Source organism: Streptomyces sp. 8L (assembly GCF_020176795.1).
In the GTDB taxonomy this organism is placed as follows: Bacteria; Actinomycetota; Actinomycetes; order Streptomycetales; family Streptomycetaceae; genus Streptomyces.
Genome location: NZ_JAIUKE010000095.1, coordinates 1 through 25,494 on the forward strand (window position 1 = coordinate 1; position 25,494 = coordinate 25,494).

General features: G+C 71.6%; 24 protein-coding genes. 6 read left to right on the plus strand and 18 right to left on the minus strand.

Going from position 1 to position 25,494, the window contains the following annotated elements:
• From LCE31_RS10165 to LCE31_RS10175, 3 genes are all read right to left on the minus strand, one after another.
• Window positions 1-749 (minus strand): hypothetical protein (locus tag LCE31_RS10165; RefSeq protein ID WP_225013838.1); only part of this gene is annotated, 749 nt, incomplete at its 3' end.
• The gene (locus LCE31_RS10170; RefSeq protein WP_225013839.1) at window positions 742-1,605 is read right to left on the minus strand and encodes an amidohydrolase family protein; all 864 of its coding nucleotides are present in this window, start codon (window positions 1,603-1,605) and stop codon (window positions 742-744) included. The genes LCE31_RS10170 and LCE31_RS10165, both read right to left, overlap by 8 nt.
• Before the next feature lie 405 nt (window positions 1,606-2,010).
• The gene (locus LCE31_RS10175) at window positions 2,011-2,205 is read right to left on the minus strand and encodes a hypothetical protein (RefSeq protein ID WP_225013840.1); all 195 of its coding nucleotides are present in this window, start codon (window positions 2,203-2,205) and stop codon (window positions 2,011-2,013) included.
• A gap of 409 nt (window positions 2,206-2,614) precedes the next feature.
• On the opposite strand from LCE31_RS10175, the gene LCE31_RS10180 reads away from it, so the two are divergent.
• Window positions 2,615-2,800 (plus strand): hypothetical protein, encoded by a 186-nt coding sequence (locus tag LCE31_RS10180; RefSeq protein ID WP_225013841.1) that lies wholly within the window; start codon window positions 2,615-2,617, stop codon window positions 2,798-2,800.
• Here the strand turns inward: LCE31_RS10180 and LCE31_RS10185 are convergent.
• From LCE31_RS10185 to LCE31_RS40370, 5 genes are read right to left on the minus strand one after another with little or no spacing between them, the layout of a single operon-like run.
• Window positions 2,779-4,428, minus strand: coding sequence for a thiamine pyrophosphate-binding protein (locus LCE31_RS10185; RefSeq protein WP_225013842.1), 1,650 nt, complete (start codon window positions 4,426-4,428; stop codon window positions 2,779-2,781). The two genes, LCE31_RS10180 and LCE31_RS10185, sit on opposite strands and share 22 nt — an antisense overlap.
• On the minus strand, window positions 4,425-5,486 hold the full coding sequence (locus LCE31_RS10190; protein WP_225013843.1) for an amidohydrolase family protein: 1,062 nt from the start codon (window positions 5,484-5,486) through the stop codon (window positions 4,425-4,427). Before LCE31_RS10190 ends, LCE31_RS10185 begins: the two co-directional genes overlap by 4 nt.
• A 25-nt stretch (window positions 5,487-5,511) precedes the next feature.
• On the minus strand, window positions 5,512-6,366 hold the full coding sequence (locus tag LCE31_RS10195) for an HpcH/HpaI aldolase family protein (protein ID WP_225013844.1): 855 nt from the start codon (window positions 6,364-6,366) through the stop codon (window positions 5,512-5,514).
• A 16-nt stretch (window positions 6,367-6,382) separates the two neighbouring features.
• Window positions 6,383-6,583 carry a hypothetical protein gene (locus LCE31_RS10200; protein ID WP_225013859.1) on the minus strand — a complete coding sequence of 67 codons (201 nt, stop codon included), beginning with the start codon at window positions 6,581-6,583 and terminating at the stop codon, window positions 6,383-6,385.
• Between the two features lie 28 nt (window positions 6,584-6,611).
• Window positions 6,612-7,400, minus strand: a complete 789-nt coding sequence (locus tag LCE31_RS40370; protein WP_308042236.1) for an SRPBCC family protein — start codon at window positions 7,398-7,400, stop codon at window positions 6,612-6,614.
• A gap of 415 nt (window positions 7,401-7,815) precedes the next feature.
• On the opposite strand from LCE31_RS40370, the gene LCE31_RS10210 reads away from it, so the two are divergent.
• From LCE31_RS10210 to LCE31_RS10230, 5 genes are all read left to right on the plus strand, one after another.
• The gene (locus LCE31_RS10210; RefSeq protein WP_225013860.1) at window positions 7,816-8,721 is read left to right on the plus strand and encodes a phosphate/phosphite/phosphonate ABC transporter substrate-binding protein; all 906 of its coding nucleotides are present in this window, start codon (window positions 7,816-7,818) and stop codon (window positions 8,719-8,721) included.
• Window positions 8,722-8,763: 42 nt separating this feature from the next.
• Window positions 8,764-9,645, plus strand: coding sequence for an amidohydrolase family protein (locus LCE31_RS10215; protein WP_225013845.1), 882 nt, complete (start codon window positions 8,764-8,766; stop codon window positions 9,643-9,645).
• A gap of 72 nt (window positions 9,646-9,717) precedes the next feature.
• Window positions 9,718-10,731 (plus strand): ABC transporter substrate-binding protein, encoded by a 1,014-nt coding sequence (locus LCE31_RS10220; RefSeq protein WP_225013846.1) that lies wholly within the window; start codon window positions 9,718-9,720, stop codon window positions 10,729-10,731.
• Between the two features lie 84 nt (window positions 10,732-10,815).
• On the plus strand, window positions 10,816-12,588 hold the full coding sequence (locus LCE31_RS10225) for an ABC transporter permease (protein ID WP_225013847.1): 1,773 nt from the start codon (window positions 10,816-10,818) through the stop codon (window positions 12,586-12,588).
• Between the two features lie 6 nt (window positions 12,589-12,594).
• Window positions 12,595-13,749, plus strand: a complete 1,155-nt coding sequence (locus LCE31_RS10230; RefSeq protein ID WP_225013848.1) for an ABC transporter ATP-binding protein — start codon at window positions 12,595-12,597, stop codon at window positions 13,747-13,749.
• Between the two features lie 21 nt (window positions 13,750-13,770).
• Here the strand turns inward: LCE31_RS10230 and LCE31_RS10235 are convergent, their stop codons facing one another.
• The 10 genes from LCE31_RS10235 to LCE31_RS10280 form a co-directional block, all read right to left on the minus strand.
• Complete coding sequence (locus tag LCE31_RS10235; RefSeq protein WP_225013849.1) at window positions 13,771-14,484, minus strand: GntR family transcriptional regulator; 714 nt, start codon at window positions 14,482-14,484, stop codon at window positions 13,771-13,773.
• 396 nt (window positions 14,485-14,880) lie between these two features.
• Window positions 14,881-16,248: an MFS transporter gene (locus tag LCE31_RS10240; RefSeq protein WP_225013850.1), complete on the minus strand. Its 1,368-nt coding sequence runs from the start codon at window positions 16,246-16,248 to the stop codon at window positions 14,881-14,883.
• Between the two features lie 127 nt (window positions 16,249-16,375).
• Window positions 16,376-17,236: an ABC transporter permease gene (locus LCE31_RS10245; protein WP_225013851.1), complete on the minus strand. Its 861-nt coding sequence runs from the start codon at window positions 17,234-17,236 to the stop codon at window positions 16,376-16,378.
• Window positions 17,237-17,305: 69 nt separating this feature from the next.
• Window positions 17,306-18,322 (minus strand): ABC transporter substrate-binding protein, encoded by a 1,017-nt coding sequence (locus LCE31_RS10250; protein ID WP_225013852.1) that lies wholly within the window; start codon window positions 18,320-18,322, stop codon window positions 17,306-17,308.
• Window positions 18,323-18,717: 395 nt separating this feature from the next.
• Window positions 18,718-20,301: a carboxylesterase/lipase family protein gene (locus LCE31_RS10255; RefSeq protein WP_225013853.1), complete on the minus strand. Its 1,584-nt coding sequence runs from the start codon at window positions 20,299-20,301 to the stop codon at window positions 18,718-18,720.
• Between the two features lie 67 nt (window positions 20,302-20,368).
• Complete coding sequence (locus LCE31_RS10260; RefSeq protein WP_225013854.1) at window positions 20,369-21,079, minus strand: GntR family transcriptional regulator; 711 nt, start codon at window positions 21,077-21,079, stop codon at window positions 20,369-20,371.
• A 100-nt stretch (window positions 21,080-21,179) separates the two neighbouring features.
• Window positions 21,180-22,034 (minus strand): amidohydrolase family protein, encoded by an 855-nt coding sequence (locus tag LCE31_RS10265; RefSeq protein ID WP_225013855.1) that lies wholly within the window; start codon window positions 22,032-22,034, stop codon window positions 21,180-21,182.
• Window positions 22,035-22,120: 86 nt separating this feature from the next.
• Complete coding sequence (locus LCE31_RS10270) at window positions 22,121-23,095, minus strand: ABC transporter substrate-binding protein (protein WP_225013856.1); 975 nt, start codon at window positions 23,093-23,095, stop codon at window positions 22,121-22,123.
• A 73-nt stretch (window positions 23,096-23,168) separates the two neighbouring features.
• Window positions 23,169-24,050: a hypothetical protein gene (locus tag LCE31_RS10275; RefSeq protein WP_225013857.1), complete on the minus strand. Its 882-nt coding sequence runs from the start codon at window positions 24,048-24,050 to the stop codon at window positions 23,169-23,171.
• A gap of 88 nt (window positions 24,051-24,138) precedes the next feature.
• Window positions 24,139-25,314: a DUF3500 domain-containing protein gene (locus tag LCE31_RS10280; RefSeq protein WP_225013858.1), complete on the minus strand. Its 1,176-nt coding sequence runs from the start codon at window positions 25,312-25,314 to the stop codon at window positions 24,139-24,141.
• Window positions 25,315-25,494: the final 180 nt, after the last annotated feature.

Consider the following 25,494-nt stretch of genomic DNA (forward strand, 5'->3'; position numbering starts at 1 on the left):
GCGGGGCGGGCCGGGGCCGGCGGCCGCCCGCCGGCGGGCCGCGCCCCGCGAGCCGGCCGCGCCGGCGGCGGGGGGGGGGGCGGGGCCCCCCCCGACTCCCCGGCGACCACCATGTGGTTGACCGGCATGAAACCGTGTTCGCGCCACCACCTCCTGTCGCGCTCCGCCGCGTCGGGCACCACACGGACGAACTCGTCGCCCGAGGGGAGGTCGTTGCCGAGAACGGCGGCGTCGACCCGGCCTTCGCGCAGCATGTCGGGGAGGCTGGCGCCGTCGGCGCCGCGCTCCACGAAGGCCGGGTCCGTGTACTGCGCGACGTGTGCTTCCTGGTGTGTGATCCAGTGGACGTCGCGGGCCGCGACACCGAAGTCCTCGGCGAGGTGGGCGCGCACCCACATGCCCGTCGTCTGGGTGTAGGAGCGCACCCCCACCCGCTTGCCGGGCAACACGGGGCCGGCGACGGGGCGCGCGGCGTGGGCGATGAGGCACCCGCGCTGGAACCGCGAGGCCACCACGGCGGGCAGCAGCACCACGGGCCGGTTGTGGGCGACGGCCTGGAGCGCCGTGACAACGGCCAGTTCGCTCACGTCGTACGCCTCGTCGCGCACCATCGGCGCGAAGGCGCGGTGGATGGGCGACACGGAGGTGAAGTCGAGCCGTATCCGGTCGTCGGAGATGTCGCCGCTCTTGAGTGCCGCGGTGTGCGGATAGTCGGCGAGGACGGTGCGCAGCACGGTGGGTTCAGGCACTGGTGGCTCCTGTTGTGAGGGCCGGGTAGAACCGGCGTGCCGTGCCACCGAGGATCATCGCCTGTTCGGCTCGCGGGAGGCCGGAGACCGCCTCGCGGGCCTCGGCCAGGATGGTGCGGGGAGTCCCTTCCGCCGCCGGGAAGTTGGAGCCCCAGGCGATGCGGTCGGCGCCGTAGGCGGCAACGAGGTCGGCCAGGAAGTCGACCACCGTGGACTTCCCCTGCGCGGCGGCGGCCAGCGCCCTGTGGGTGAGCTTGAGGTGCGCGCCGGGGTAGGAGGCCAGGTCGAAGAGGCCCTTGGAGGCCTGGTAGGGGCGGCCGTCCGACAGATCTGGCCGGGCGCAGTGGTCGAGCAGCACGCGGACCCGTGGGAAGCGGTCCAGGATCTTGCGCAGCGCGGGCAGTCCCTGGATCGTCATCTGCAGGCACACCGGAATGTTGTGTTCCGCGGCGTACGCCCAGGCAGGCAGCGAACGCTCGTGGCCGAGCCAGTCGGACTGGCCGGGCATCGTGGTGCCGGTGGTGAAGAGGCGGAATCCCGCGAGCCCCTGCCCCTGCCAGTGCTCGATCCGGGACACCGCGTCCTCGGCGAGCGCGTCGATGGAGTAGACGCCCACGAACCGGTCCGGGTGTGCGCGTACGGCCTCGACCACGTACCGGTTGTCATGTCCGTAGACGGTGGAGGCCTGGACGACCACCGCCTTGGCGACGGACGCGTCGTCAAGGGCCCTGACCAGGCCGTCGATGTCGACTGGATGGTCCTGCGACCAGCCGGACTGCTTGCCCCCGACCGGGTCGACGGGGTAGCGCGCGGTATCCGGAGAGATGACGTGGGTGTGCGTGTCCACGATCTCCATCAGACCTCCAAGGGTCGAACGAGATGGGGCGGAAGGCCGGAAGGTCCCTCCGGCTCTCCGCAACAGACTCAAACGAATGTTGATCTGATTGTCAACAATTTCATCAAAGATATCGGCGTCGAACGTTTCAGACAGGCGATTGGAGACTATAAGTACCGATATGCACTTAGCCCTTGCCACACCGGTCAGCGGATGGCGTCACGGATTGATGGGCAATCCAGCCTCACACCTGACCCCGCGCACGGAACGCCGACCTACTTCCACGCTGCATAGCCATGCGGCATAGGCACCATGGACGACTTCGAGATGCGCGAGTTCCGCGTCGGCATCAAACTTCCGCGGCGGCGGCGACTGCGGCGGCTGCGGCACGAGGCGCGCCCGGTGTACGGCGTGTCGCGGACCGCCTCACAGGCCCTGGCCACGGCGGTGCGCTGCGCGGAGCCGCCCGCGCCCCGGCAGCTCGCTCGGGGCCTCCAGATGGCCGGTTCGAACATCGCCGCGGCCCTGCGCGGGTTGGAGGGCCGCGGCGTACATCGTCAGGCCGAGGGACCCGGCCGACGCGCGGCGGGTCTCGGTGTGCGCGTCACCGAGCGGGGCCATACGGTCGTCCCGGATGTGCTGCGCGAGCGCGACAGCTGGCTGGGGCGCGCCATGCGGACTCTGTTGGACGAGGAGGAGCAGCGGACGCTGCTCGCCGCGGGCGCGCTCATGGAGCGACTCGCGGCCTTCGAGGCGAACGGCGCGCCCTCGAAGGCCGCACCGGTGAGACCGCGGTACGGGGCCGCACGCACCTCCGCGCCCGTGGGCGCGGCCTCGTGGCCGCTACGACAAGCGCCGCCTGCTCTACGTGACCCAGGCCTCATCGGCGGCTGTCGGGCCCCAGTTCGCCGTGCTCACCGCACTCGACGCGGCCACCGTCCCGCTGGTCGTCGTGCTCTCCCCACCCTCGGCGTCGTGACCGTCTTCGCCAGCCCGGCCAGGCAGCGCCTGCTCCCCGAACTCGTCCCCCGTGAGCGGACGGCCAACGCCGGCGGGCTGGGGGGCGCGGGCGTTCGGCGGCAGGTGGTCACTGGTCGCGGGCGGCGCGCTCTGCCTGCTGCTCGGTGTGCCGGCGCTGCCCGCGCCGCGCAGGATCGGCCGCGCGCCCGCCGCGCCAGACGTCGCCGCGTCCGCTCACACGTCCTCGCCGTACTGAATGCGTCGGTAGGGCACGCTGAGGACCTCGCGGGTGATCCGCACGTCGATCACGGTGGGCCGCGGAGCCCGTACGTACTCGGCCAGCGCGGTCCGCAGTTCCGCGGCGGTGCGGACCGTGGCGCCACCGCCACCGAGCGCGCGTGCCACCGTGCCGAGTTCCGGTGTCGGGATCACCGCGAGCTGCGGGTCCAGGCCCTTCGCCTGGGCCTTGTGGAACTCCGCGCCGAGGCCCTCGTCGTTCATGACGACGACCAGCAGCGGGAGTTCGTAGCGGCAGGCCGTCTCGAACTCGGACAGGTGCATCAGGAAGCTGGCGTCGCCCTCGACCACGAAGGCCGGTTTCCCGCCCGCGACGACAGTGCCGATGGTCAGCAGCGGGGCCTGCCCGATGGCCCCGAACATGCCGTAGTTGGAGGTGACCTCGCGCGAGCGCTGGAAGAGCATCGTGCCGAAGTCCGTCTGGTGACCGCTGCCGAGCACCAGCCCGATGTCGCCCGGGAGTTCGTCGTCGATCACCGCGATCGCCTCGCGCGGGTCGAGCAGTCCGGGCTCGCTGCGGTACTCGGCCGGGTCGATCAGCGGTGCGGTGAGGCGGCGGTGCACCTCGGCGGTGTGGAAGCCCTCGATCGCCACACCGCGTGCTTCGAGCGCCTCGGTCAGGGCGGTGAGTCCGGTGGCGGCGTCGGCCCTGACGTAGCAGTCGGCCACCCGGCCGTTGCCCATGACCACATGGGGAGCGGTGTCGATCTGCACGTACTTCGCCTCGGGGAAGAGGTAGCCGCTCTCGATGGTGTAGTGGTTGAGGCTCGCGCCCACCGCCACCACGCAGTCGGCCTCCTGGAGCAACTCCATCGCGAGCTTGCTGCCGAACAGGCCCGCGATGCCGACGTGGTAGTCGCTCCGGTCGCACAGCCAGTTCTTCGCCTGCAAGGTGGTGGCGAGCATGGCGCCGGTACGCCGCTGAAGCGCGAGGATCTGCTCGTCCGCCTCAGCCCCGCGCGCACCGCGCCCCGCGATGATCACCACGCGCTTGCTCGACGCGACGATGTCGCGGGCCTGCTCGACCGCTGCGGGGTGCGGCAGCAGCCGCGGGGCCGTCAGCAGGTCGGTGGACGGCACATAGGGCATGTCGTCCTCGAAGTCCTGGAGTTGGACGTCGATCGGGGCGCTGACCATCACGGGGCGTGACTCGGTGCGGGCCGTGTAGAAGGCGCGCCGCACCACTTCCTGGGCCGAGTCGGCCTTGGCGACCTGGAGGAAGTCGCACTCGATCGCGGCGGCGAACCTGCGCTGGTCGAGGTACTGCACGGCGCTCTCGTCGCCCAGCGCCGTCTCACCGCAGAAGGCGACCAGCGGGGTGCGCGCGCGGCTCGCCACGATCATCGAGGTCGCCAGCTGAGCGGTCCCGGGGCCGCTGGTGGTCGTGACGACACCCGGCCGGCCCGAGGCGCGGGCGAACCCGTGCGCCATGCTCAGCCCCGCCCCCTCGTGGCGGACCTCGTACAGCCGTGTGCCGTGTCCCGCGAGCGCGTTCATCCAGTGCATGTTGGCGTCGCCCATCATGCCGAACACGTCCGTGGTGCCCTCGGCGGCGAACGCTGACGCGAGTGCTTCGTAGACCTTCACTGTGCGGCCTCCTTGTGGTGTTCCTTGGTGGACCCGACGCGGTGCTCCAGGCGCGGGAACACCCGCAGCGCGTTGCCTCCGTAGACGGCCTGCCGGTCCGCCTCGCTCAGGGTGGTGATGGAGTCGAGGGTGTACTTGGTGTCGTCGAACCGCCGCCCGGTCTCCGGGTCCACACTGCGGACGGCTCCGATCATCTCCGAGGCGAACAGCACGTTCTGTGCGGGGATGACGTCGAGCAGCAGCTCCATGCCCCGCCTGTGGTACACGCAGGTGTCGAAGTAGACGTGCGGCAGGATCGACTCTTCCAGCGGCGGCCGGCCCTGGTCCTGCATCACTCCCCGGTAGCGGCCCCAGTGGTAGGGGACGGCGCCGCCGCCGTGCGGCAGGACGAGGCGCAGCGTGGGGAAGTCCTTGAACAGGTCCGACATGCACAGCTGCATGAACGCCGCGGTGTCGCCTGCCAGATAGTGCGCGCAGGTGCCCTGGAGCGCCGGGTTGCGCGACATCGCGACGTGCACCATCGCGGGGACGTCGAGCTCCACCATCTTCTCGTACAGCGGGTAGTAGACGCGGTCGGTGAGCGGCGGGCCCTGGTAGTAGCCGTCCGACGGGTCGGGGTTGAGCAGGCAGCCGACGAAGCCCAACTCCTCGACACAGCGCTCCAGTTCCACCACCGAGTTGCGTACGGAGGCGGCGAGCGCGTCCCCCGGGGACTGCGGCAGCTGGCACACCCCGGCGAACCGGTCGGGGAAGAGACGGCACACCCGGGCGATCAGGTCGTTGCTGACCCGGGACCAGTCGAGGCTGGTGTGTTCGTCGCCGTAGTGGTGGGCCATCTTGCCCGCACCCGGGGAGAAGACGGTGAGGTCGGTACCGCGCTCGGTCTGGAGCTTCAGCTGACCGTTCTCGATGGCGGTGCGGATCTCCTCGTCGGTGATGCGGAGATCGTCGGGCGGCAGGCGGGTTCCTGACTCCTCGAACGCGCGGATCTGCCTCTCCCGCCACTTGCCCAGCGCCGGGGGCGCGGTCGTGAAGTGGCCGTGGCAGTCGATGATCATGAGGGTTCCTCCACTGTTTCCGGGTTCAGGAGCGGCCGGTGAGCCTGCGGCCCGCTTCGAGGCCGGGCCAGGTGCGCACCGGCGCCGACATGAGGAAGCGGTAGCCCTCGTCGAGCACTTGCTGGACGTTGCCCGCCGTGACGTGCGGATGGCCGACCACGACACCGTGCGCGTGGCAGATCTCCACGATCCTCCGCCTGGCGTCGACCATCACCGGGTGTTCCAACTGCCTCGGCACACCGAGCTCCTGGCTGAGGTCGCCCTCGCCGATGAGTACGAGGCCGATGCCCGGCACCTCGTCCAGCATGGCCGGCAGGTTCTCGATGCCGAGCTGGTCCTCGATCTGGATCACGACCAGGATCTCGCCGTCGGGAGCGAGCGGCCACACGTCGGCCCTGGCGTAGTACTCCTGGTTCCGGACGCCCCAGTAGCGTGCCGCCGCGGTCGGCGCGTCGCCGCGTACGCCGGCGGGCTCGTACCGGTCCGCGCCCGGCAGCCGCGGATAGCGGCACGCCGCCACGGCGTTGCGCGCCTCCTCGACCCGGCTGATGTGCGGCCACACGATGCCGTACGCGCCGAGGTCGAGGGCCTGCTTCGCGTGCCACTGGCCCTGCTCGGCGCCGTTGACGGGGACGCGGACGAGGGGGGTGGGGGAGGGGGCGAGTGTGCCGGCCTCGAAGATCCGCCGCCGGTCGAGCAGGTACTGCAGGCTGTCCCGCAGAGTCGTGGCGTCCCACGGCTTGTGCTCGGCCTCGAACACCAGGCCGTCGTAGTCGCTCGTCGCGAAGTCGAGTGCCGTGGCCGGGTCGGGCGCGGCGAACGCCGCGAAGGCGTGCTGTCCCGACTCCAGCGCGTGGATGATGCTGTTCAGTCTTGCCACCGAGCGCTCCGCTCTGTCACGTGTGGAGGGCCTGCCACCAGGCCCGTATCTGTGCCCGGCGGCGTGTGCCGCCGGTGGGTGCCGTGCCGTCCGCGCAGTGTGCCGGTGTGCGCAGGGCGTGCCGCGGCCGACCGGTGTCGAGGATCAGGCCGACGTGGTCGCCCGTCGCGTACTCGAACGCGGTGATGGGGTCGGGCAGCATGAGCGCGCCGAGCACCGCCTGCACCGGGCACGGGGCCCGGCCGCTACTCGGCCCCGGCACCCGCGTCTCCGCTCCGCCGCCCGCGGAAGATCCGCCGGAGCCAGGCCCGCAGGCGTCCGCCGGTGGGCCGCTGCCCGTCTTCCGCGGGGGACGGCCGCGGGGGCGCCCCCCCCCCGGCGGGCGGGGGGGCGGGGGGCGGGGGGGGGGGGGGGGGCGGGGGCTCCGTGGGGGTGCGCGTGGCCCCCGCGCCCGCGCCCCCGGGGCCCCCCCCCCCCCCCCGGGGTGCGCCCCCCCGCCCCCCGCCCGGCGGGGGGCGGGGGGGGGGCCGCGGCCCGTGTGCGGGGGGGGCCGGCCGCGCGGCCGCCGGCGCCGCGGCGGCCGGCTCTCCGGTGCACTTGCGGACGAGTTCGTCCGTGAACTCCTTGGTCATCCGCTTGACCACGGCTCCGGCGCCCGCCTCGATCACCGACGCGAGCCGGCCCGCGAGGTTGATCTCGCCCGACACCCGAACGCGGGTGCCGCCCGGCCCGTCCTGCGCGACCTCGAAGGTCGCGTGGGCGTTGAAGCGGGTCGCGCCCTGTCCGTCTCTCCCGCGCGCGGAGAGCCGGCCCTCCCGTTCGGCCTCGTCCAGGTCCAGTGACACCCGGGCGCCGAACCGCACGCGCACCGCGCCGAACTTCACGGGCAGTGTGCCGTCGAACGAGCCGTCTTCGTGTGACGCGCCGAGCTCGGCACCGTTGATGCACGACACCACTTCCGACGGGTCGGAGATGACACCCCAGACCTTCGCCGGCGGTGCGGGTACGGCGATCTCTTCGTCGATCTTGATCACAGCTGCGTCCCTCGGTGAAGCCTCACAGGCGGCTGGATTGTTGTACAACTTTCGTCGTCAAGCTAACAGCGCGACGTGGACATGGGCAAGCACTCTGCACTTATTGAGAGCGAGACGGTTCCAAGCCCTAGGCATCACGATGCATCATGTACAACAATTAGCGCGTCGAGTGAGGCGGGGAGATCCAACGGGCGCGTCGGCGACCGACAGCCCCGCCGGGCGAGCGCAGTCATCACCTCCATCGCCTCGATTGTTTGACGATCTGCGACCAGAAGTCTTGATGAGGTCGATTCTTCGGCGTACGGTGACCGAAACTGTCAGACACTTCACATCAACTCACTGCCGGTCGAGTCGCACCTCCAGTACCCGGCACCCGTCCACTCCCCCGTTCGGGACGCAACAGAGGAGTTCCCCCATGTCCAGCACCCTGTCCGTCGCGGTGAAGTCCTACCCGCACACGGCGTTCGCCGCCGAGCCGGGCTTCAGCGTCGGCGGGCGCCGTGTCGAGCTCGCGGCGGTCGACCCGATCTACCAGGCGTTCGCTCCGATGGTGCGCGAACTGCGCTACGACGTGAGCGAGATGGCGATCGCGACCTTCCTCCAGGCCCACGAGGCCGGTGTACCGATCGTCCTGCTCCCCCTCGTGCTGAGCGGCGACTTCCACCACCACTCCCTCACCCGCTGGCCCGGATCGGCCGAGATCGGCCCCACCGACCTGGCGGGCGGGCGGGTCGCCGTCCGCGCCTACAGCCAGACGACCGGGCTCTGGGTGCGCGGCATCCTGCACGAGGAGTTCGGTGTGGACGCCAAGGACATCACCTGGGTGACCACCGAGGAACCGCACGTCGCGAGCTATGTCGAGCCGCCCAATGTGGAGCGCGTGCCCGGGAAGGTCCTCGACGTGCTGGAGCGCGGCGACGCCGTGGCCGCCGTGCTGGGGCCGCCCGCCCTGGACGGGGCGCAGGGCCCGCTCGTACCGATCATTCCGAACTGGCGTGAGGCCGAGGAGTCATGGGGCGCCCGGCACGGCACGGTGCCGATCAACCACATGCTCACCGTGCGCCGGGACCTGCTGGAGGCGGAGCCCGAGGTGGTCCGGGAGCTCTACCGGGCCTTCGGCGCCGGGATCGAGGAGCGCAAGGCGGCCGATGCCGCGCCGGGGCCGCGTGTACGCGCCCTGCGGTCCGGTGTGAGCGACGAGTTGACCGCCGGTCTGCAGACCGCGATCGACTACGCCCTCCAGCAGAACGTCATCCGGAAGCCCGTCACCGCGTCCGAACTCCTGCGCGACGCCGAACAGCACCTCGGCGAGAGGGCCTGACCACCGCCGTCCGTCCCGCAGCCCACCCGTATGGAGGTGCCCATGCTCCACGTCGACACGCACACGCACATCATCTCGCCCGACACCGACGCCTACCCCGCCGCTCCGCTCGGCGGCCACCGCTCCACCTGGTCGCAGGAGCGGCCCGCCGACATCGGCCAACTGCTGCGCCAGGCCGAAGCGGCAGACGTCGAACGCCTCGTCGTGGTGCAGGCGTCCACGGTCTACGGCTTCGACAACAGCTACCTGGCCGACCAGCTCGCCCGGCACGCCGATCGCATCAGCGGCGTCTGCTCGGTCGACTTCCTCTCCCCCACCGCGCTCGACGACCTTCGCCACTGGATCGATGAACGGGGCTTCACCGGGGTGCGCATCCGCGCCGCGGACGGGACGACCGCGGTGCCGACGCCCGGCCGCGGGCTCGACGACGAACGCATGGCGCCGGTATGGCAGTTCCTCTCCGACCGCGGAGCGCCGGTGTGCATCCAGATGCACGCGCGGCACGCTCCCGTGCTGGCGGAACTCCTCCGGAAATACTCCGGGCTGACCGTGGTCCTCGACCACGCGGGACGGCCCGACCTCGACGAGGGCGTACCGCTCTACCCTGAGGACCCGGCGGCCACCCCGCTCCACGAGACGGGCCGCGTCTTCGTCAAGCTCACACCGCCCGCCGTCCTGCGCGCCCAGCGCGAGGCCGGCTCCGCCGCGCCGCTGGTACGGGCGCTGATCGAGAAGTTCGGCGCGGACCACGTGATGTGGGGTTCGAACTTCCCCGCCTCCGCGGGGACACTGGCGGAGCTCGCGGCCCTTGTCACCGGGCAACTGCCGGTGCTCGACGATGCCGAGCTCGCGATGATCTCCGGCGGCACCGCCGCGCGGCTGTACGGGCTCGCCGCCAACACCGCCCCCGCCGCCGGGCGCTAGGCGGTGACCGTGAACCGAGCCCGCCACCCCGTCCGGCGCCGTCGCCGAGCCGCCCTCGGTACGGCCCTCGCCGTGCTCGCCTCCGCATGCGGCGGCGGCCCTCCCCCGGCCCCGAAGGCCAAGGACCTCGGCGCCCTGTACCAGGAGGCGAAGGCCGAGGGCGAGGTCATCTGGTTCGCACCGAAACCCGAGTCCCAGATGCGGCCGGCCATCCAGGCCTTCCAGAAGAAGTACCCGGGCATCAAGGTCAAGTACGTCAACAAGAAGGCGCCCGACCTCGTCACCCAGCTCAACGTCGAGCAGGCGGCCGACCGCGTGAGCTTCGACGTCTCCAACTCCGGCGGGCTCACCGTCCTGCCGTCGCTGGACATGGCGTCGAAGGTGGACTGGTCCGACTACGGTGTGCCCTCGGGCCAGGTCTTCGCCCACGACTTCGTCTACGTCTGGGCCGTGCCGAAGGTCTGGGCGTACAACACCGACGCCGTACCCAAGGCCGACGTGCCCACCAACTGGCAGGACCTGCTCGCCCCCCGCTGGAAGGGCGGCAGGCTCACCGTCGAGTCACGCGGCTCCTTCATGACCGTATGGGCCCAGGACTCCTCGCTCGGCACCGGCCCCGGCCTCTCCTACGCCTCCCGGCTCGCCGCTCTCAAGCCCCACTACACCGACAACACCACCCAGGCGCACACCAACATCGTCTCCGGCCAGACGCCGGTGGGCACCGACCTGATCAACCTCGTGCTGCAGGACCAGGACAAGGGCGCGCCGGTCGCGGTCGCCCCGGTCGGCCCCACCAATGCCAACAAGTCGTACCTCTTCGTACCCAAGGGCTCGCCCCATCCTGCGGCCGGGCGCCTTCTCACCGCGTTCCTGGCCTCCAAGGCGGGCCAGGCAGCCCTGGTAGGCACCTACAACTCGGTCATACCCACCGACACCGACTGCTCGCAGGCCGACACCAACCGGGTCATCGGCGCGCTCTGCAAAGCGGGAGTGCGGTGGTACAGCGAAACCGACGTCAAGCAGTACGAGCGGTTCTCCGCCTTCTTCCCCAAGGTCGAAGACGCCTTGGGCACCGACGTCGGCTGACGGCCGCCACCGGCGGGCCGCGGCCCGCCGGGTGCGGTCGCCGCAGGCAGAGACCCCCGCCGCCCACCCTTGGAGACTTCGACGATGCAGTCTGGCACCAAGCCCTCCGCCGGAGTGCGCCCCGAGCACCGCGGCCCCGCGGAGCCCGGCGCCCCCGACGTGCGCCCCAAACGCCATGAACGCGTCCTGACGGGCGTCAACGCCGCCATCGGCGCCGTCCTCGCCCTCTCCGTGCTCTTCCCCCTGGCGATGCTGGTCTACGGCAGCCTCAAGGACAGCCAGTTCAAGCTCCCCTTCCAGGTGAAGGGCTTCTCGCTCGCCGACTTCACACGGATCTTCACGTCCGAGCGCCTGCCCCACATCGCGCTCAACTCGCTGGTGTTCGTGGCCGGCACCGTACTGCTGGCCTCGGTCGTCAGCGTCGCTCTCGCCTACCTCTTCGAGAGGACCGACATCCCGGGGCGCCGCGTCCTCGCACCGAGCACACTGGCGCCCATGGCCGTGCCCGCCACCGTGATGGCCGTGGCCTGGGTCCTGGCGGCCAATCCCGCCAACGGGCCCCTGGCCATCGCGGTGAAGCGGACCCTCGGGTACACGGTCGACATCTACTCGCTGCCCGGCATGATCCTGGTGGCCGGGATCTTCGGCGTCCCAGGGATGTACATCATGATCGCGCCGGCGTTCGCCCGGCTGAATCTGGAGTTCGAGGAGGCCGCGGCCACCTCGGGCGCCGGCTGGCTGACCCGGACGCGCAAGGTGGTACTGCCGCTCACCCTGCCGGCGATCTCCGCCGCCGCCATGCTGCTGGTGGTGGTGGGACTCGAGGAGTTCGCGATCCCGGCCATGCTCGGGACCCCGAACCAGATCTATGTCTTCAGCAGTTACGTCCAGGCCGCGCTCCAACCCCCCTCGGGCCTGCCCGACTACGGCCAGGCCAGCGCCTACGGCGTCCTGTTGGTCCTGCTGTCCCTCGTGATGATCGCCGCGTACCGGCGCCAGACGCGCGAGGCACACCGCTTCCGCGTGGTGTCGGGGAAGGGCTACCGGGTGACGCCCACCAGGCTCGGGCGGTGGCGCGCCCCCGTGGCCGCCGTCGTGGCGCTGTACGTGCTCGTCGCGATCGTCATCCCCATCCTCACACTGGTCTGGACGAGCCTGGCGCCTTTCCTGCGGCCGATCGGCCTTGACGGCCTGCACGGGCTGACCCTCGCGAACTACGCCTCGATCTTCACCGATCCGAGCCTGAGCCGCGCGGTCGTCAACACCCTGGTCATCAGCCTGCTGACCGCGACCCTGACCGCAGCCTTCGGCTCCTGGCTCGCCCTGGCGTCGACCCGGGGCGGCCGTGCCGGCGCGGCGCTCTTCGACCTATCCTTCCTGGTCTTCGCCATCCCGAGCGTCGTGCTCGGCATGGCGGTGCTCTTCCTCTACCTCTTCCTGCCCATTCCGGTGTACGGGACCGTCTGGATCATCGTCATCGCGCTGACGACCCGCTACATTCCGCGCGGTTCGCGCATGGTCCAGACGGCCCTGCTCCAGCTCGACCCGGGGCTCGAAGAGGTGGGCCGCGCCCTGGGGGCGTCCGGCACGACGGTGATACGCAGGGTGGTCCTGCCCCTCGTCGCGCCCGCCGTGTCACGGACCTGGCTGTGGGTGTTCGCCAACGCGCTGGGCGAACTCCCCATCGCGCTCCTGCTGTCGAGCTCGGACAACCGCACCGTCGTCGTCCTGCTGTGGGACATGATCGGGGAGAGCGCGGACTATCCCGAGGCGAGCGCCCTCGCCGTCCTGCTGCTCGCCGTCTCCTCCGTCTCCGTCTGGTGGGTCAACCGCCGCGGCTTCCAACAACACGTGTGAGGTGTCGTGACCGTGCACAACCACCCCTCCTCCGACTGTTCCGTCGAGATCACCGGCCTGGAGAAGCGGTACGCGTCCCAGCGCACCGGCGGGCCGGGCCGCGGTATCGAGGACATCGGCTTCGCCGTTCCGCGCGGCCACTTCTTCACACTGCTCGGGCCGAGCGGGTGCGGCAAGACGACCACGCTGCGCTGCCTCGCGGGGCTGGAGACGGCGGACCGCGGGGAGATCTCGATGAGCGGTCGGCCGGTCTTCTCCGCCGCCGCCCGCCGCGACGTCCCCCCGGAGGCCAGGCCCATCGCGATGGTGCCGCAGTCCTACGGCATCTGGCCGCACATGAAGGTGTTCGAGAACGCCGCGTTCCCGCTGCGCCACGGCAGGACCACCTGTCCGCGGGCCGAGACCCGGCGGCGCGTCCTCGCGATGCTGGAGCAGGTGGGTCTTTCGGAGTACGCCGACCGGTGGGCGGTCCAGCTCAGCGGCGGCCAGCAGCAGCGCCTCGCGCTTGCCAGGGCGCTGTTGTGCGAGCCGGAGGTACTGCTGCTCGACGAGCCCCTGTCCAACCTGGACGCCAAGCTGCGTTCCCAGCTGCGCACCGAACTCCGTTCGTTCCAGCAGAAGTTCGGGGTCACGACGATCTATGTGACACACGACCAGGGCGAGGCACTCGCGATGTCCGACACCATCGTCGTCATGAACCAGGGCAGGATCGAGCAGATCGGATCGCCCAACGAGATCTACGACTCGCCGGCCTCGCGCTTCGTGGCCGACTTCGTCGGGAGCGCCAATCTCGTGCCCGGTGTGGCGGAGGCCGCGGTGGGTTCCGGCGACCAGGCCGTGGTCGCGAAGACCGCGCTGGGGGCCGTGCGGTGTGAGCGCTTCACCGTCCCCGCCGTGCCGCCCCAGGCCGGTCAGGAGCTGTCGGTGTGCGTCAGGCCGGAGAACATCCGTGTCACCGTGGGCGCGGCAGAGGCGCAGGGAACCAACCGCTTCGCCGCGCGCATCATGTCGAGCGAGTACCTCGGGGACCGCAGGGAAGTGGTGGTCTCGCTGGGCGGCACCGAGCTCCGGGCGCACGCCGACGCCCATCTCGCGGCCGGTCCGGGCGACGAGGTGACCGCGGTCCTCGACCCGGCCTGGACGATCGCCCTGTGGTCCTGACCGCCGCCAAGACCGCCGCAGTCAACGGCCGGGCGCGCGCCGGGGGTTGCCGCCCCGCTCGGCGAGCTGCAGCTGCAGCGCCCGCGGGGCGCCCGACAGGTGGTGGCGCATCGCCGCGGCGGCGGCCTCCGGGTTGCCGGTGGCGATCGTGGCGAGTACCGCCTCGTGCTCCCGCACGGAATCGGTCCTGGGGTGCGACCTGTCCGCGTCGCGGTACTGCTGCATGACCAGCGGATAGAGCAGGCTGTCGACGAACCGGGAGAGGGTGGCGTGCCGCGCCGCCGCGCGGATCTGCCCATGGAAGCGGCGGTTGAGCTTCCAGTACTCGTCGCGCCCGCCCGGCACCTGGCACTCCCACATGCGCTTGCAGGTCGCGGCCATCGCCGCGAGGTCGTCCTCCGAGGCACGCTGCGCGGCGCTCGCCGCCAGTGCCGCCTCCAGCACCTCGCGGGTCTCCAGGATCTCCAGCGCCTCGTCGACGGAGAACGACCGGGTGCGTGCGCTGCGGTGCGCCTCGGCGGTGACGTAGCCCTCCTGGGCGAGGCGCGCGAGCACCGAGCGCACCGTCCCGCGGGACACGCCGAGTCGTGCGGTGAGCTCCGACTCGGTGAGGCGCGAGTCCGGTTCGTAGTGCCCGGACAGGAGCAGCGCGCGCAGCTCGTTGTACGCCTGCACGGTCCGGTTGGCGTTCGTGTCGGTACCGCCCGCGGGGTCTGTGCCCGTGGCCAGCGTCATGACGCAACCCTCCAGCGTGGTGGGGACACCAGCAGGCGCGTGGCGAGGTCAACGGCACCAGTGTCGCCGCACTGCGGAGCGCACCTGGCATTCATAGCGCATATTGTACAACAACTTTTCCCTCGTACAGAGGACGCGGCAGCGGGAAGTGTGCTGCGCACGGGGGTCGTACGCAGCTCTCCCGATGCCCGCCCGCAAAGAGGCGCCCTGTTGTTGCACACTTCGGCCTCCGGATGGAAACCGGGCCCGACGCCGCCGTACGCTCGGCGGACTCGGCGCCGACAACCGCGAGAAGTGCGCCGTCGACCAGGCCGAGCGACTCGTCGTGGTGAACGAGAACGGCTGCCCGGCCGGCGACGCCATGCGGCCCGGCGCGCCCGGCCCCGCCGCCCGCGGCTACGCCCGGGACGCCGGTACGCCGTCGAGCGCGCCCGCCGGCTCGTCCGCGGTGCCGTCGCTCGCGAGGTCGATGTGGCGGGTCTCGGGGCCGATCAGCGCGCCGCAGGAGATCAGCGCGCCGCCGAGGACGAGAAGCACCACCGATGTGTAGTCCTCGGAGATGAGGTGCCCGAGCCAGTCCTGGTAGTAGGCGTAGAACGACGTGATCAACAGGGGCGTGCTGTAGCCGAGGCCGAAGCCGCTGCCGCGTGTGGCGGGCGGGAACCGCTCGCACAAGTAGGACGGCATGACCGAGAACACACTGCCTCCGGCGGCCCGCACCACGAACGAGATCAGCAGGATGGCGCCGAAGCCGTTCCATCTGCCGAGCGCGAGCGCCGCGAACGCGCCGGCGCACAGGACGCCCACACCGACGCCGTTCCACGCGATGAAGGTGCGCCGCCCGATGCGCTCGCTCAGCAGCCCCATGAAGGGGAAGAAGAGGGCGTGCACGCCCTGGGCGATGACCAGGGCGCCCGTCACCTCCGTCGAGCTGATGTGGCCCTCCTTGTGCAGGGCGCTCGGCAGGAGGCCCGACGCGATCGCCGAGGCGAACCACACGCCGGTCATCAGGACGAAGACCTGGGCGAAGTCGCGGCGCGAGCGGCCCAGCACGATCTCGCGCAGCGGGTTCTTCGCCTTGGGTGCGGAGCGCCAGGTCTCGGACTCCTCCACGGAACGCGCGTAGTACACGAGGAACACCACGCAGAACACGGCCCCGACGGCGAACGGGATGCGCCAGCCCCAGGTGGAGTAGGCCGAGCCGGGGCCGCCCTCGTGCGCGAACTGCAGGACCACGAGGGTCACTCCGGCGATCGCGCAGTTGGCGAACGCCGAGCCCGCGCCGACCATGCCGCCGTACCAGCCGCGTTTGCCCTGCGGCGAGGCCTCCATGGCGAGCGGGGTCGCCCCGGTGTACTCGCCGCCCATGAAGACGCCGTCGACGAGCCGCAGCACGAGCAGGAGGACCGTGCTGGTGATGCCGAGCGTGGCGTATCCGGGCAGTACGGCGATGAGGGCCGTGCACACCGCGCAGCCGGTGACGGAGAAGAGGGTGACGCGGCGGCGGCCGATCCGGTCGGCGAACCAGCCGAAGACGACCGACCCCACGGGGCGGCCGAGCAGGGTCGCGACGAAGATGAGCGCGGAGAGGATCGCCCGGGGGCCGTCCGGCATGCTGTCGGGGGTGAAGTAGTTCATCGCGGGCACGAGGGCCACCGTCGGCAGATACACGTCGAACATGTCGACGAAGAAGCCGAAGGACGCCCCGAACACGGCGCGCCGCGTGCGCCGCAGCGCCTCCGGCGCCTGTTCCACGGCCGTCACGACGGGCTCCCCTGACGGCCGGGGCCGACCGCCCCGGCCCACTGCGCCGGCTCCGAGTCGAGCACGATGATGCACCTCACAAAGTTGTCGTGGACATTCGCCGGCGGACCGGGCGGCTCGCGGCGCGCTACACCTGCGCCTGGCCCGCCCGTTTGCCGAGCCCGAGTCGCTTGAGGACGTAGTTGTCCAGCTGCGTCAAAAGGCTGTTGAGGATCAGTGACATCGCCACCAGGACGATGAGTCCGGCGAACACACCGGCGGAGTCGAGTGCCATGGCATCCGTGAACAGCAGGTGCCCGAGGCCGTTGAAGGAGGCGATGAACTCGCCGCCGATGACCCCCAGGATGGCGAGCGGGCCGCCGGCCTTGAGCCCCGCGAAGAACGGAGGCGCCAGGGTGGGGATCGTGACGTACGTCAGCACGTGCCTGCCGCGCCCGCCCATCACGCGGATGATCTCGTTGAGTTCGCGGTCCACGAGCCGCAGCCCCAGGTAGAGGTTGTAGAACATGATGAAGGCCACGCCCGTGACGGCGATCGCGATCTTCGACCACTCGCCGAGCCCGAAGAAGAGCACGAAGAGGGGTGCGATCGCGATCTTGGGGATGCCGTTGAAGGCGGCGGCGAGCGGTTCGAGAACCCGTCCGGCCAGCTTGAAGGTGCCGAGGAGCACCCCCATCACACTGCCGATCGCCACACCGATGACGAATCCGGCGGCCACCTCGACCGCCGTCGTCTCGATGTTCGTCCAGCCCGCCGACGACGTCAGCAGGTCCCACACCGCCACGGCGACCGACGTCGGCTTGCTGACCGCGTACTCCGGCAGGACCGGGCCGCTCATGACCTGCCAGAGGACGAGGACGAGGACGATCACACCGATCCTCAGTCCCACGACGAGGGCGCTCTCACGCAGGTTCCCCGCCTTCTTCTTCCGCGCGACGGCCGGAGGGGTGTCCCCTTTGCCAACCACACTGCTCGTCGCTGTCAGCACCCTGTCGTCCCTCGTCTGTCCGGGGCGTGCGGCTCCGGGCGGTTGGGCTGTCTCGCCGGACCGTGCGGCTCACGGCACGTACGTATTGGTCCAGTTGTCCTCGCCGATCCGCAGATGCGCGGTCGCGGCGCTCTCCTGTCGGATGAAGTGCAGCGAGGTGTTGAAGCCCGCCGTGCTCATCCGGGCGCTCAGCGGCCAGTCGACCAGCGCCACACTCCGTGCGAGCACGGGCCTCGGCACGCCGTGCAGCGCCTGTGCCGCGACGTCCAGCACGTCGTCGTCGTGCACGTGGAGGTGGGTGTAGCGGGACGCCTCGTCGGTGGCCTTCACCAGCTTCCTGGTCACGGCCTTGTGCGACGCGGCGTACTGCTTCGTCGTCACTACGAGCTGGCCGTAGCCGGAGGCCGCGTTGGACCAGGCCGGGACCTTCTCGGGGCCGACCACCACGACGCCGTCGCCCGAGTCCTGGACCTGGAGCGGCGTGGGCTCGGAGGTGACGAACCAGTCGATCTGATGGCTTTTCAGTGAGGCGTTGTCGGCCGCCGGGCTCGGCAGTGTGACGTACTTGATCCTGGCGGGGTCGACGCCGTACGAGCGCAGGAAGATGTCGGCCTGCCCCTTGGTGTTGGGGGAGCTGACGCCCGCGGTCGAGCCGGTCAGCTCCTTGGCCACCGTGGCGGGCGGGGTGTCGGCGGTGAGGCCGTGCGCGTGGGCGAATGCCTTGCTGACGACGAGCCCGAGGGGTGAGCCGATGCCGTCGACGGCCACGGACACCTGCTCGATGCCCTCGTCGACGGCCTGGTAGAAGCTGTTGGGGCTGTCGTTGAGGAAGTCGACCGACCCCGACTGCAGCGCCTCGTTGACCGTCGACGCGGTCAGCGAGACGAAGGTGACGTCGAGGCCCTCGCGCCGGAAGAAGCCTTTCTGCTCGGCGACCCTGAGCGGCAGGTCGAAGATGTTGTTGCCCAGGCCCACGGTGACCTTGGTGAGTCCGTCGGCGCTGTCCCGGCCGTCGCCGCACGCCGTCAGTGTCACGGCGCAGAGGGCCAGGCCGACGGCGAGCGCCCCTGCCCGCCTTCCTCGCACGCGAGGTTTCATCTCTGCCTCGTTATCTCGGTCGATTGCAGCTGGGGAACGTGCTGTGTTCCCTCGATCGTCGTCTCCTGAGAGGTACCGGGACCGCGGTGGGCGCGGACGGACCCGCGGTGTGGTGCGGGTCTGGGGCTTACCACGCGGTGCGACCGGTTGTCCCGGTCGGCGCGGCACGGCCGCGGCACCGTCCTGGGCCGTGCGCCACCGGCGGCCGGGGGCCGCGCGAGGTATCGGCCCTGCCTCGCCCGGTCCGCGTTCTTGTAGAACAATGTGTCCATCACGCTAACTCGCACCTCGGCAACCCGCAAGGCTCTGTGCAGACATACCCCGTACAGCGTTCCGAGGCCTTCCTCGGCCGCTCGGGGATCGTGTAACAATCCCCATGATTCTCACCAGGGTTGCCGGCTCGCGAAGAAGCGTTCCCAGAAGTCCAGGGCAGCGGGTTCCGCCACCGGCGCCCCGCCGAAGCCGTGGCCCACCTCCATGACCGCCGGGGCCCCCGGGTCGTAGGCGCGCCAGCGTGGCAGCCCGGGGCCGTTGGGGTCGCCCGTGCGCGCGAAGTTCGCCCAGTACGAGGACATGATGCGGGCGATGTCGCGGTCCTCCGCCGTCCAGGCGGCCCGCGCGGGATCGAGGTTCCCGAAGACGTAGTCGATCTCCGAGCCGTGGCCGGCCCGGGGCGGGGACTCGGCGGGTGAGCGGTGTGTCCAGAAGTACGTGTGGACGGGGCCGCTCCCATGGGCGAGCCACCGCCTCGCCCACAGGTGGGTCGACACGCGGGCGTTGTCGCGCACCGCCCTGTTCGCGGCGCGCGCCGCCTCGTCGTCCGTGGCCGCGGGGTACAGCGCGAGGAACTCCTCCGCCATGGCGCCGTACTTCCGCCGGGCCGCCGCGACGTGGTCCGCGACGGTCACGTGGACCGGCGGCGCCCCCGGCCTCCTCACAGCACCGCCCGCCGCCCTGAGGGCCGCGAAGGACGCCTCGGGCACCGCCCCGCTCTCGTCGAGATTGCCGCCGGCCAGGTAGGCGACGTCGTTCTGGCCGCCGGTGTCGTACGTCCGTGCGTACCCCTCGGGCAGTACCCATCCGTCGACGACCGGTCTGAACAGCGGAGGCCGGGCGTCGCTGCCCGTCTCGACGGTGTCGTCGACCAGGTCGCCCACCGCGAGCAGCGACTGCCAGGGCAGCGCCCGCAGCTCCCGCGGCGAGCGGGCGCCGAGCGCCGCCGCGACCCGGTCCCCCGCCCGCTCGGCGTCGCGGGCCGTCCGGTACGAGGTCGACAGATAGCGCAGCTCGGGGTCGCCGGGGCAGCGGGCGTGGCTCTGGGCGACGGCCCGGTGGAAGAGCCCGCCCGCCAGGGGCGACATCGCCAGGAAGTTCACCGCACCGGCGCCCGCCGACTGGCCCGCGACCGTGACCCGCGCCGGATCACCGCCGAAACCCGCGATGTTGTCGCGCACCCACCGCAGCACCGCCACACAGTCGAGCAGCCCGTAGTTGCCCGAGGCGCCGTGGTCCGACTCGGCGCTGAGCCCGGGGGTGGCGAGGAAGCCGAGCGCGCCGAGCCGGTGGTCGAACGTCACCACCACGACGCCCTTGCGGGCCAGGTTCTCCCCGTCGGTACGCGGGTCGGCGCCCGTGCCGGTGCGGAAGCCGCCGCCGTGAATCCAGACGAGCACCGGCAGCCGCGCCGTACCGGACGCAGGGGACCACACGTTCAGGTGCAGGCAGTCCTCGCTCATCGGGGGCCGCCCGCCCGCCGGCGCGCCGTCCGGGCCCGGCTGCGGGCAGAGCGGTCCGAAGGAGTCCGCGAGGCGGACACCGCGCCAGGGCACGGGCGGCTCGGGCGGGCGCCATCGCAGCTCTCCCACCGGAGGAGCCGCGTACGGGATTCCTCTGAAGACGGTGACCGAGCGGTCCCGGCCCGGTATGCCCTCGACCGGGCCCGCCTCGGTCCGTACGGGCTTTCGCATGAGCGCTGTCCTTTCCACGGCCGGGTCGTGTGCTCCTCGTCCGCGCGCGGGACCGGCCCGTGGCACCTCAGGCGGCGCTGCTCCCGTCCCGCACGCCCGGCCCTTCGTCTGCGTACGTCAGCAGCAGCGCGCGCCGCGCCGACGCGACGTGGTGGCGCATCGCCGCGCTCGCCGCCTCCGGGTTGCGGGTGACGACGGTGGCGAGAATGGCCTCGTGCTCCTCCAGGGAGCCCTGGCGCGGGTGGCGGGCGGAGAGGTCGCGGTACTGCCGCATCACCAGGGGATACAGCAGCGAGTCGTAGGCGCGCGCCAGCGTGCGCTGGTGGGACGCCTCCTTCAGCAGCTGGTGGAAGGCCCGGTTGCCGCGCGAGTACCGGGCCTGGTCACCGGCGTGCTGCGCTTCGCGCATCCCTTCGAGTACCGCCCGCAGGCCGTCGAGCTCCTCTGCCGTGGCCCGCTCGGCGGCCTTGCCCGCGAGCGCGGCCTCCAGCACTTCCCGCGCCTCCAGGATGTCGGCGGCCTCCTCGACGGTGAACGAGCGTGTCCGCACGCCGCGGTTGACCTCACTCGTGACGTAGCCCTCCTGGACGAGCCGCGCGAGGATCGAGCGGATCGTGCCGCGCGAGACGTTGAGCTTCTCGGTCAGCCCCGCCTCGGTCAGCCGCGTGTTCGGCTCGAAGCCGCCGGAGAGCAGGAGTGAACGCAGCGCGTCGTAGGCCTGGCTCCCCCGTGTCGCGGAGTTCCGTGTCGCGTCGCCGCGGCCGTCGTTCTCGTCCACCTGTTCCGCCCCTGTCGTCGTGCCGGCGGCACTCCGTCCCACGGCCCGCCCGCCCCGTGGACGGGCGGGCCCCATCACGGGGACTGGGGGCGACGGCGTGTCACGCCTTGTCGAGCACACCGTAGAGTCGGCGGGCCGTGCCCGCAAAGATCTCCGCCCGCACGTCCTGCGGCAGGGTGCCGAGGACATCGTGCCCCAGCGCGACGAGCTCGGTGAGCGGCTGCTCCGCCGCGGGGCAGTTCGATCCCCAGGCGATCCGCTCGCCGCCGAACGCCTCGACGACGGGCCCCAGATACGCGTGCGCCTCGTCCCCCACGTCCCGCAGGCGCTCCAGGTTCCTGTGCGTGATCTTGAGGTGCAGCCCCGGGTGCTCGGCGAGCGCCGCGACCTCGCGGCCCGCCGCCGCGGGCGAGGCGGCGATGTCCGGGTAGCCCGAGTGGTCGAGGAGTACCCGCACCGAGGGGAAGCGTTCGAGCACCGACCGCAGTTGCGCGGTGGCGGGGCCGAGCCGCATCTGGAGGCAGACGGTGATGCCCAGCTCCCCCGCGCGCGTCCAGAAGGGGTACGTCTCCGGCGCGGCGAACCACTCCCCCTGGGTGGGAACGGTGCTGCCGGTCGTGAACAGCCGTACGCCGGCGAGGCCGCCCGCGCCCGTCGCCTCGGCGAGCCGCTCGGGCGCGTCCGCGCCGAGCGGGTCGAAGGTCCCCACGGCCACGAAGCGGTCGGGCCACTTGCGGCAGCTGTCGAGGATGTACGAGTTGTCGTACCCGTACGCGGTCGTCGCCTGCACGAGCACGGCCCGGGAGATGCCGGCCTCGTCCATGCGCGCGACGAGCCCCTCCGCGTCGACCGGCCGCGAGGCGGCCCACGCGGACTGCTTGCCGCCGAGGGGCGCCCTCGGATACGCCCGCTCGTCCCCCGAGATGATGTGGCAGTGGGTGTCGATGATGTCCATGTGCCTCTTGGTCCCTCTTCGCTGTGTTCCCGCGGCGCCGAGATTCTGGGACACCGCGATGCTGCTGACGACGTGTCGCCCGGCGCTCACGCGTCCGGGTAGTCCCCCTCGGCGTAGAGGCGGCCGGGCTGGTCCGCGTCGAGCAGGCCCTGGTCGCGTGCGAGGCGCAGCGCGGCCCGTGTGCTCGGCTCGTTGGCGGCGACACCGTAGGGGATGGGGTCGCCGCCGACCAGCCGCGCCTGCTTGCCGAGCCGGGGCAGCGCGCTCCACCCCGGGTCGCTCGCGACCTGCCTGCGCTTGCTCTCGGCGAACGCCGCGTACAGCGCGGTCGGCAGGTCGGGGTCGCGCTCCACCAGTTCGGAGCGGATCGCGATCACCGAGTGAAGCGGGTAGACGCCGGTGCGCAGGTACGAGTCCCGCGCGATCACGTCGGGGTGCTCGAAGAGGGGGTAGGGGCCCGCTCCCTGCGCCTCCTGGTCGGTGGCGGCAGCCGTCCATCCGGCCCGCGGCGAACCGGCCCGTCCCGTGCCCGCGTTGCCCGTCAGCGCCGCGTCCAGGTCGCCCGAGGCGAGCAGGGCACCGAGGGAGCGGCCGTCCGTGACGTGTTCGACGTTGGCGGGCACCCGGCCCTCGACGTGGTCCTCGTCGTCGACGATCCAGGTCATCTTGTCCAGCGCGACGCCGTACTCCTCGCGCAGCAGCCCCCTCACCCACACGCCGGTGCTCACCGAGTAGGCGCGCACGCCGATCCTGCGTCCTTCGAGATCCTTGGGGGCGCTGATGCCGGACGCCGCGCCGCACTGGACGTCCGCGTGGTGGAACTTCCTGTTCAGGTAGACCGGGACAGCGGTCAGCGGCACGCCGGCCTGGACGGCCATGGTGTAGGAGACGGGCGCGAGTTCGCAGACGTCGAACTCCAGGTCGCGGATCATCCTGCGGTACGCGCCGATGATCGGCTTCACCTCGACGGGCTCGACCGTATAGCCCTTGACGGGCACGTCGCCCGAGAGCAGCGCCTTGACGTGGGGGTAGTCGCCGAGGGCGACCGAGAGCGTGGACATCCTTGCCTTCCGTTCTGTCCGATACTGCGCGAGTGCGGTGCGGGGCCCGGGTGCGGCCCCGGTGGTGTGCGGGTCAGCCGCCGAGCCGGGAGGGCGGCACACCGAGGGCGTCGCACGACCGCGCCACCAGGTCGTCGTAGTCGACGGGAGCGGGCAGTACGCCCTGCTCGGCCGCGAAGGCCGATGCCTGCGCCAGGGGGCCGCGCAGGGCGTCGAAGCCGACCGGGTTGAGGGGCACGGGCCCCTTCCCGCCCCCGGTCTCCGCCACCGCGGCCATCGCGTCGTACATGGCGCAGACGGCGCCCGCGTGCTCCCGCGCCGCCGCCTCGCTCACCGCGATCACGTGGTTGACCGGCACGAAGCCCTTGCGGGCCGACCACTCCGCGGCGACGTCGTGCGCGTTCTCGATGACGGGATGGATGGTGTCGTCGCCCTTGGGCAGGTCGTTGCCCATGATCCCGAAGTCCACCCGGCCGTCGAGGAAGTCCTGCGGGAGCTTCGCGCCCGCGGGGGCGCGCCTGACCCAGGAGGGGTCGGTGTACTCCCTGATGTGCCCGTCCTCGTAGGCGATCCAGTCGACCTCGCGCAGGTCGACGCCGTACTGCTCGGTGAGAAAGCCGCGGACCCACACGCAGGTGGTCTGGCTCCACGACCGTACTCCAACCGTCCTGCCCTCGACGGCCGTGACCGGCAGGTCCTTGCGGGTGACCAGCGTCTGGTGCTGGAAGCGCCCCAGCGCGGTGACCGGGAGCAGGACGACGGGCTTGCCGAAGGCGACCGCCTGGAGCAGTGTCACGATCGCGATCTCGCACACGTCGACGGCCGAGTCGTTGACGAAACCCTTGGACGCCTTGTGGACGGGCTTCACATCGACCCGCTCGAACGGGGTGCCGGCCGCCTTCGCGCCCGCTGCCGCCGCCTCCGCCAGGTCGTCCCGGCCAAGAACTGCCTTCATCTGCTGTTTCCTTCCTCTTCCGCTCCCCTCGGGGCAGCGGTGTGTCCCTGCTGCGGGCGGCGGCTGCGCACGGCACGCCGCCGGGTCGTCACACGCTCCGCGCCGATGCGGTGCGGTCCTTCCTGTGGTGGCGCTCGTGGTGCTGCCTCAGCAGGTCGGCGCCGTAGTCGTTGCCGTTGGGGGTGCGGACGACGGTGTGGATGTGGCGTCGGCTCGGGATGTCGTTGTCGAACATGACGCCCGCCTGGTGCTCGAACTCGACGAGCACGACGGGGCTGTGTATCCGGTAGTAGAAGACTCCGCCGGGCGCCGGGTCGCCGGCCCAGGACAGGTACGTCTCCGACTCGTGTGCGCGCACCTCCTCGGCGCGCGGCCTCGCGTGCTGCTGCTGGGCGCGGTCCACGTAGAGGCCGAGGAGCTCTCGTGCCACGTCCCGCTGCCCGAGGCCGAGTTCGTCGAAGCGGAGGCCCTCGTAGCGCAGTTCGAAGTTGTCGCGGAAGGCGCCGGCGAAGAGGTCGTCGGGAAGTGTGTCCGCCAGGGTGGCCGCGGCCAGCTGCCGGTCGGTGAGGCCGGCGAACAGCTTCTGGCCGAGCGACTCCTCGCGCCGGAAGACGGTGGTGCCGGCGTACTTGCCGCCTTCCGCCGTCACGGGCTCGGCTCCGAGGAATGTCGGTGTGAGGACCATCTGGCCGCCCACGAAGGCGCAGTTGACATTGACGTGGTGCCCGTCGAGCTGCCAGCCCCACGGCTCTCCCCGCTCGGGCGCGCCGTAGACGCTGAACCAGTAGAGCCACTCGTTGAGCAGGTCCTCCTCGCCGCGCAGCTCCCCGACGGTGAGGTTCAGGTGCATCAGATCGAGGACGAGGCGGAAGCCGTAGTCGCTGAGGCTCCTGCGCACGATGTCGAGCGCGAGTTCGCGCCGGGCGGTGTCGAGGTCTTCGAGGCAGAGGCCGTGGCGGAGGAAGTACCGCGCGCCGTTGGCCCAGTGGCGCCACGACTCGTGGTCCATGGGGAAGCGCCCCGCGGCGAGTTCGGCCGACGTCAGGGCCGCCAGGTACCGCTCCCCGGCCCTGGTGACGTCCCGTACGTCGGCGCCCGTGGTCCGTAGTGGGAAGAGGCCTTCGCGGAGTCCCTCGGCGCCCACCACACCGCGGAAGGGCTCGTGCGCGGCACGCCTGCGCCATTCGATCTTCTCGACCAGTTCGGGTGTCCACACGGTGGGGCGGCGGGTCGGCGCCGCACCCCGGTTTCGCAGTCCGGTCACGTACTTCTCCTTCCAGCGCGGCACCGGCCGGTGCTTCTGTCGTGCTGTCGTGGGTCCCGTGCGGCACGGGCGGGGGCGCGCGCGGGGGCCCCCGGGGGGGGGGGCCCGGGGGGCCCGGGGGGCGGGGGGGGGCCCCCCCCCGGGCGGCGGGGGGGGGGGCCCCCGCGGCGGGGGGGCCGG

Coding starts and splice junctions, on each gene's coding strand:
- LCE31_RS10170 (WP_225013839.1), bottom strand. CDS start 1,605: ATGGAGATCGTGGACACGCACACCCACGTCATCTCTCCGGATACCGCG.
- LCE31_RS10175 (WP_225013840.1), bottom strand. CDS start 2,205: ATGGCCCCGCTCGGTGACGCGCACACCGAGACCCGCCGCGCGTCGGCC.
- LCE31_RS10190 (WP_225013843.1), bottom strand. CDS start 5,486: ATGATCATCGACTGCCACGGCCACTTCACGACCGCGCCCCCGGCGCTG.
- LCE31_RS10210 (WP_225013860.1), top strand. CDS start 7,816: ATGTCCAGCACCCTGTCCGTCGCGGTGAAGTCCTACCCGCACACGGCG.
- LCE31_RS10215 (WP_225013845.1), top strand. CDS start 8,764: ATGCTCCACGTCGACACGCACACGCACATCATCTCGCCCGACACCGAC.
- LCE31_RS10225 (WP_225013847.1), top strand. CDS start 10,816: ATGCAGTCTGGCACCAAGCCCTCCGCCGGAGTGCGCCCCGAGCACCGC.
- LCE31_RS10235 (WP_225013849.1), bottom strand. CDS start 14,484: ATGACGCTGGCCACGGGCACAGACCCCGCGGGCGGTACCGACACGAAC.
- LCE31_RS10255 (WP_225013853.1), bottom strand. CDS start 20,301: ATGCGAAAGCCCGTACGGACCGAGGCGGGCCCGGTCGAGGGCATACCG.
- LCE31_RS10265 (WP_225013855.1), bottom strand. CDS start 22,034: ATGGACATCATCGACACCCACTGCCACATCATCTCGGGGGACGAGCGG.
- LCE31_RS10270 (WP_225013856.1), bottom strand. CDS start 23,095: ATGTCCACGCTCTCGGTCGCCCTCGGCGACTACCCCCACGTCAAGGCG.
- LCE31_RS10275 (WP_225013857.1), bottom strand. CDS start 24,050: ATGAAGGCAGTTCTTGGCCGGGACGACCTGGCGGAGGCGGCGGCAGCG.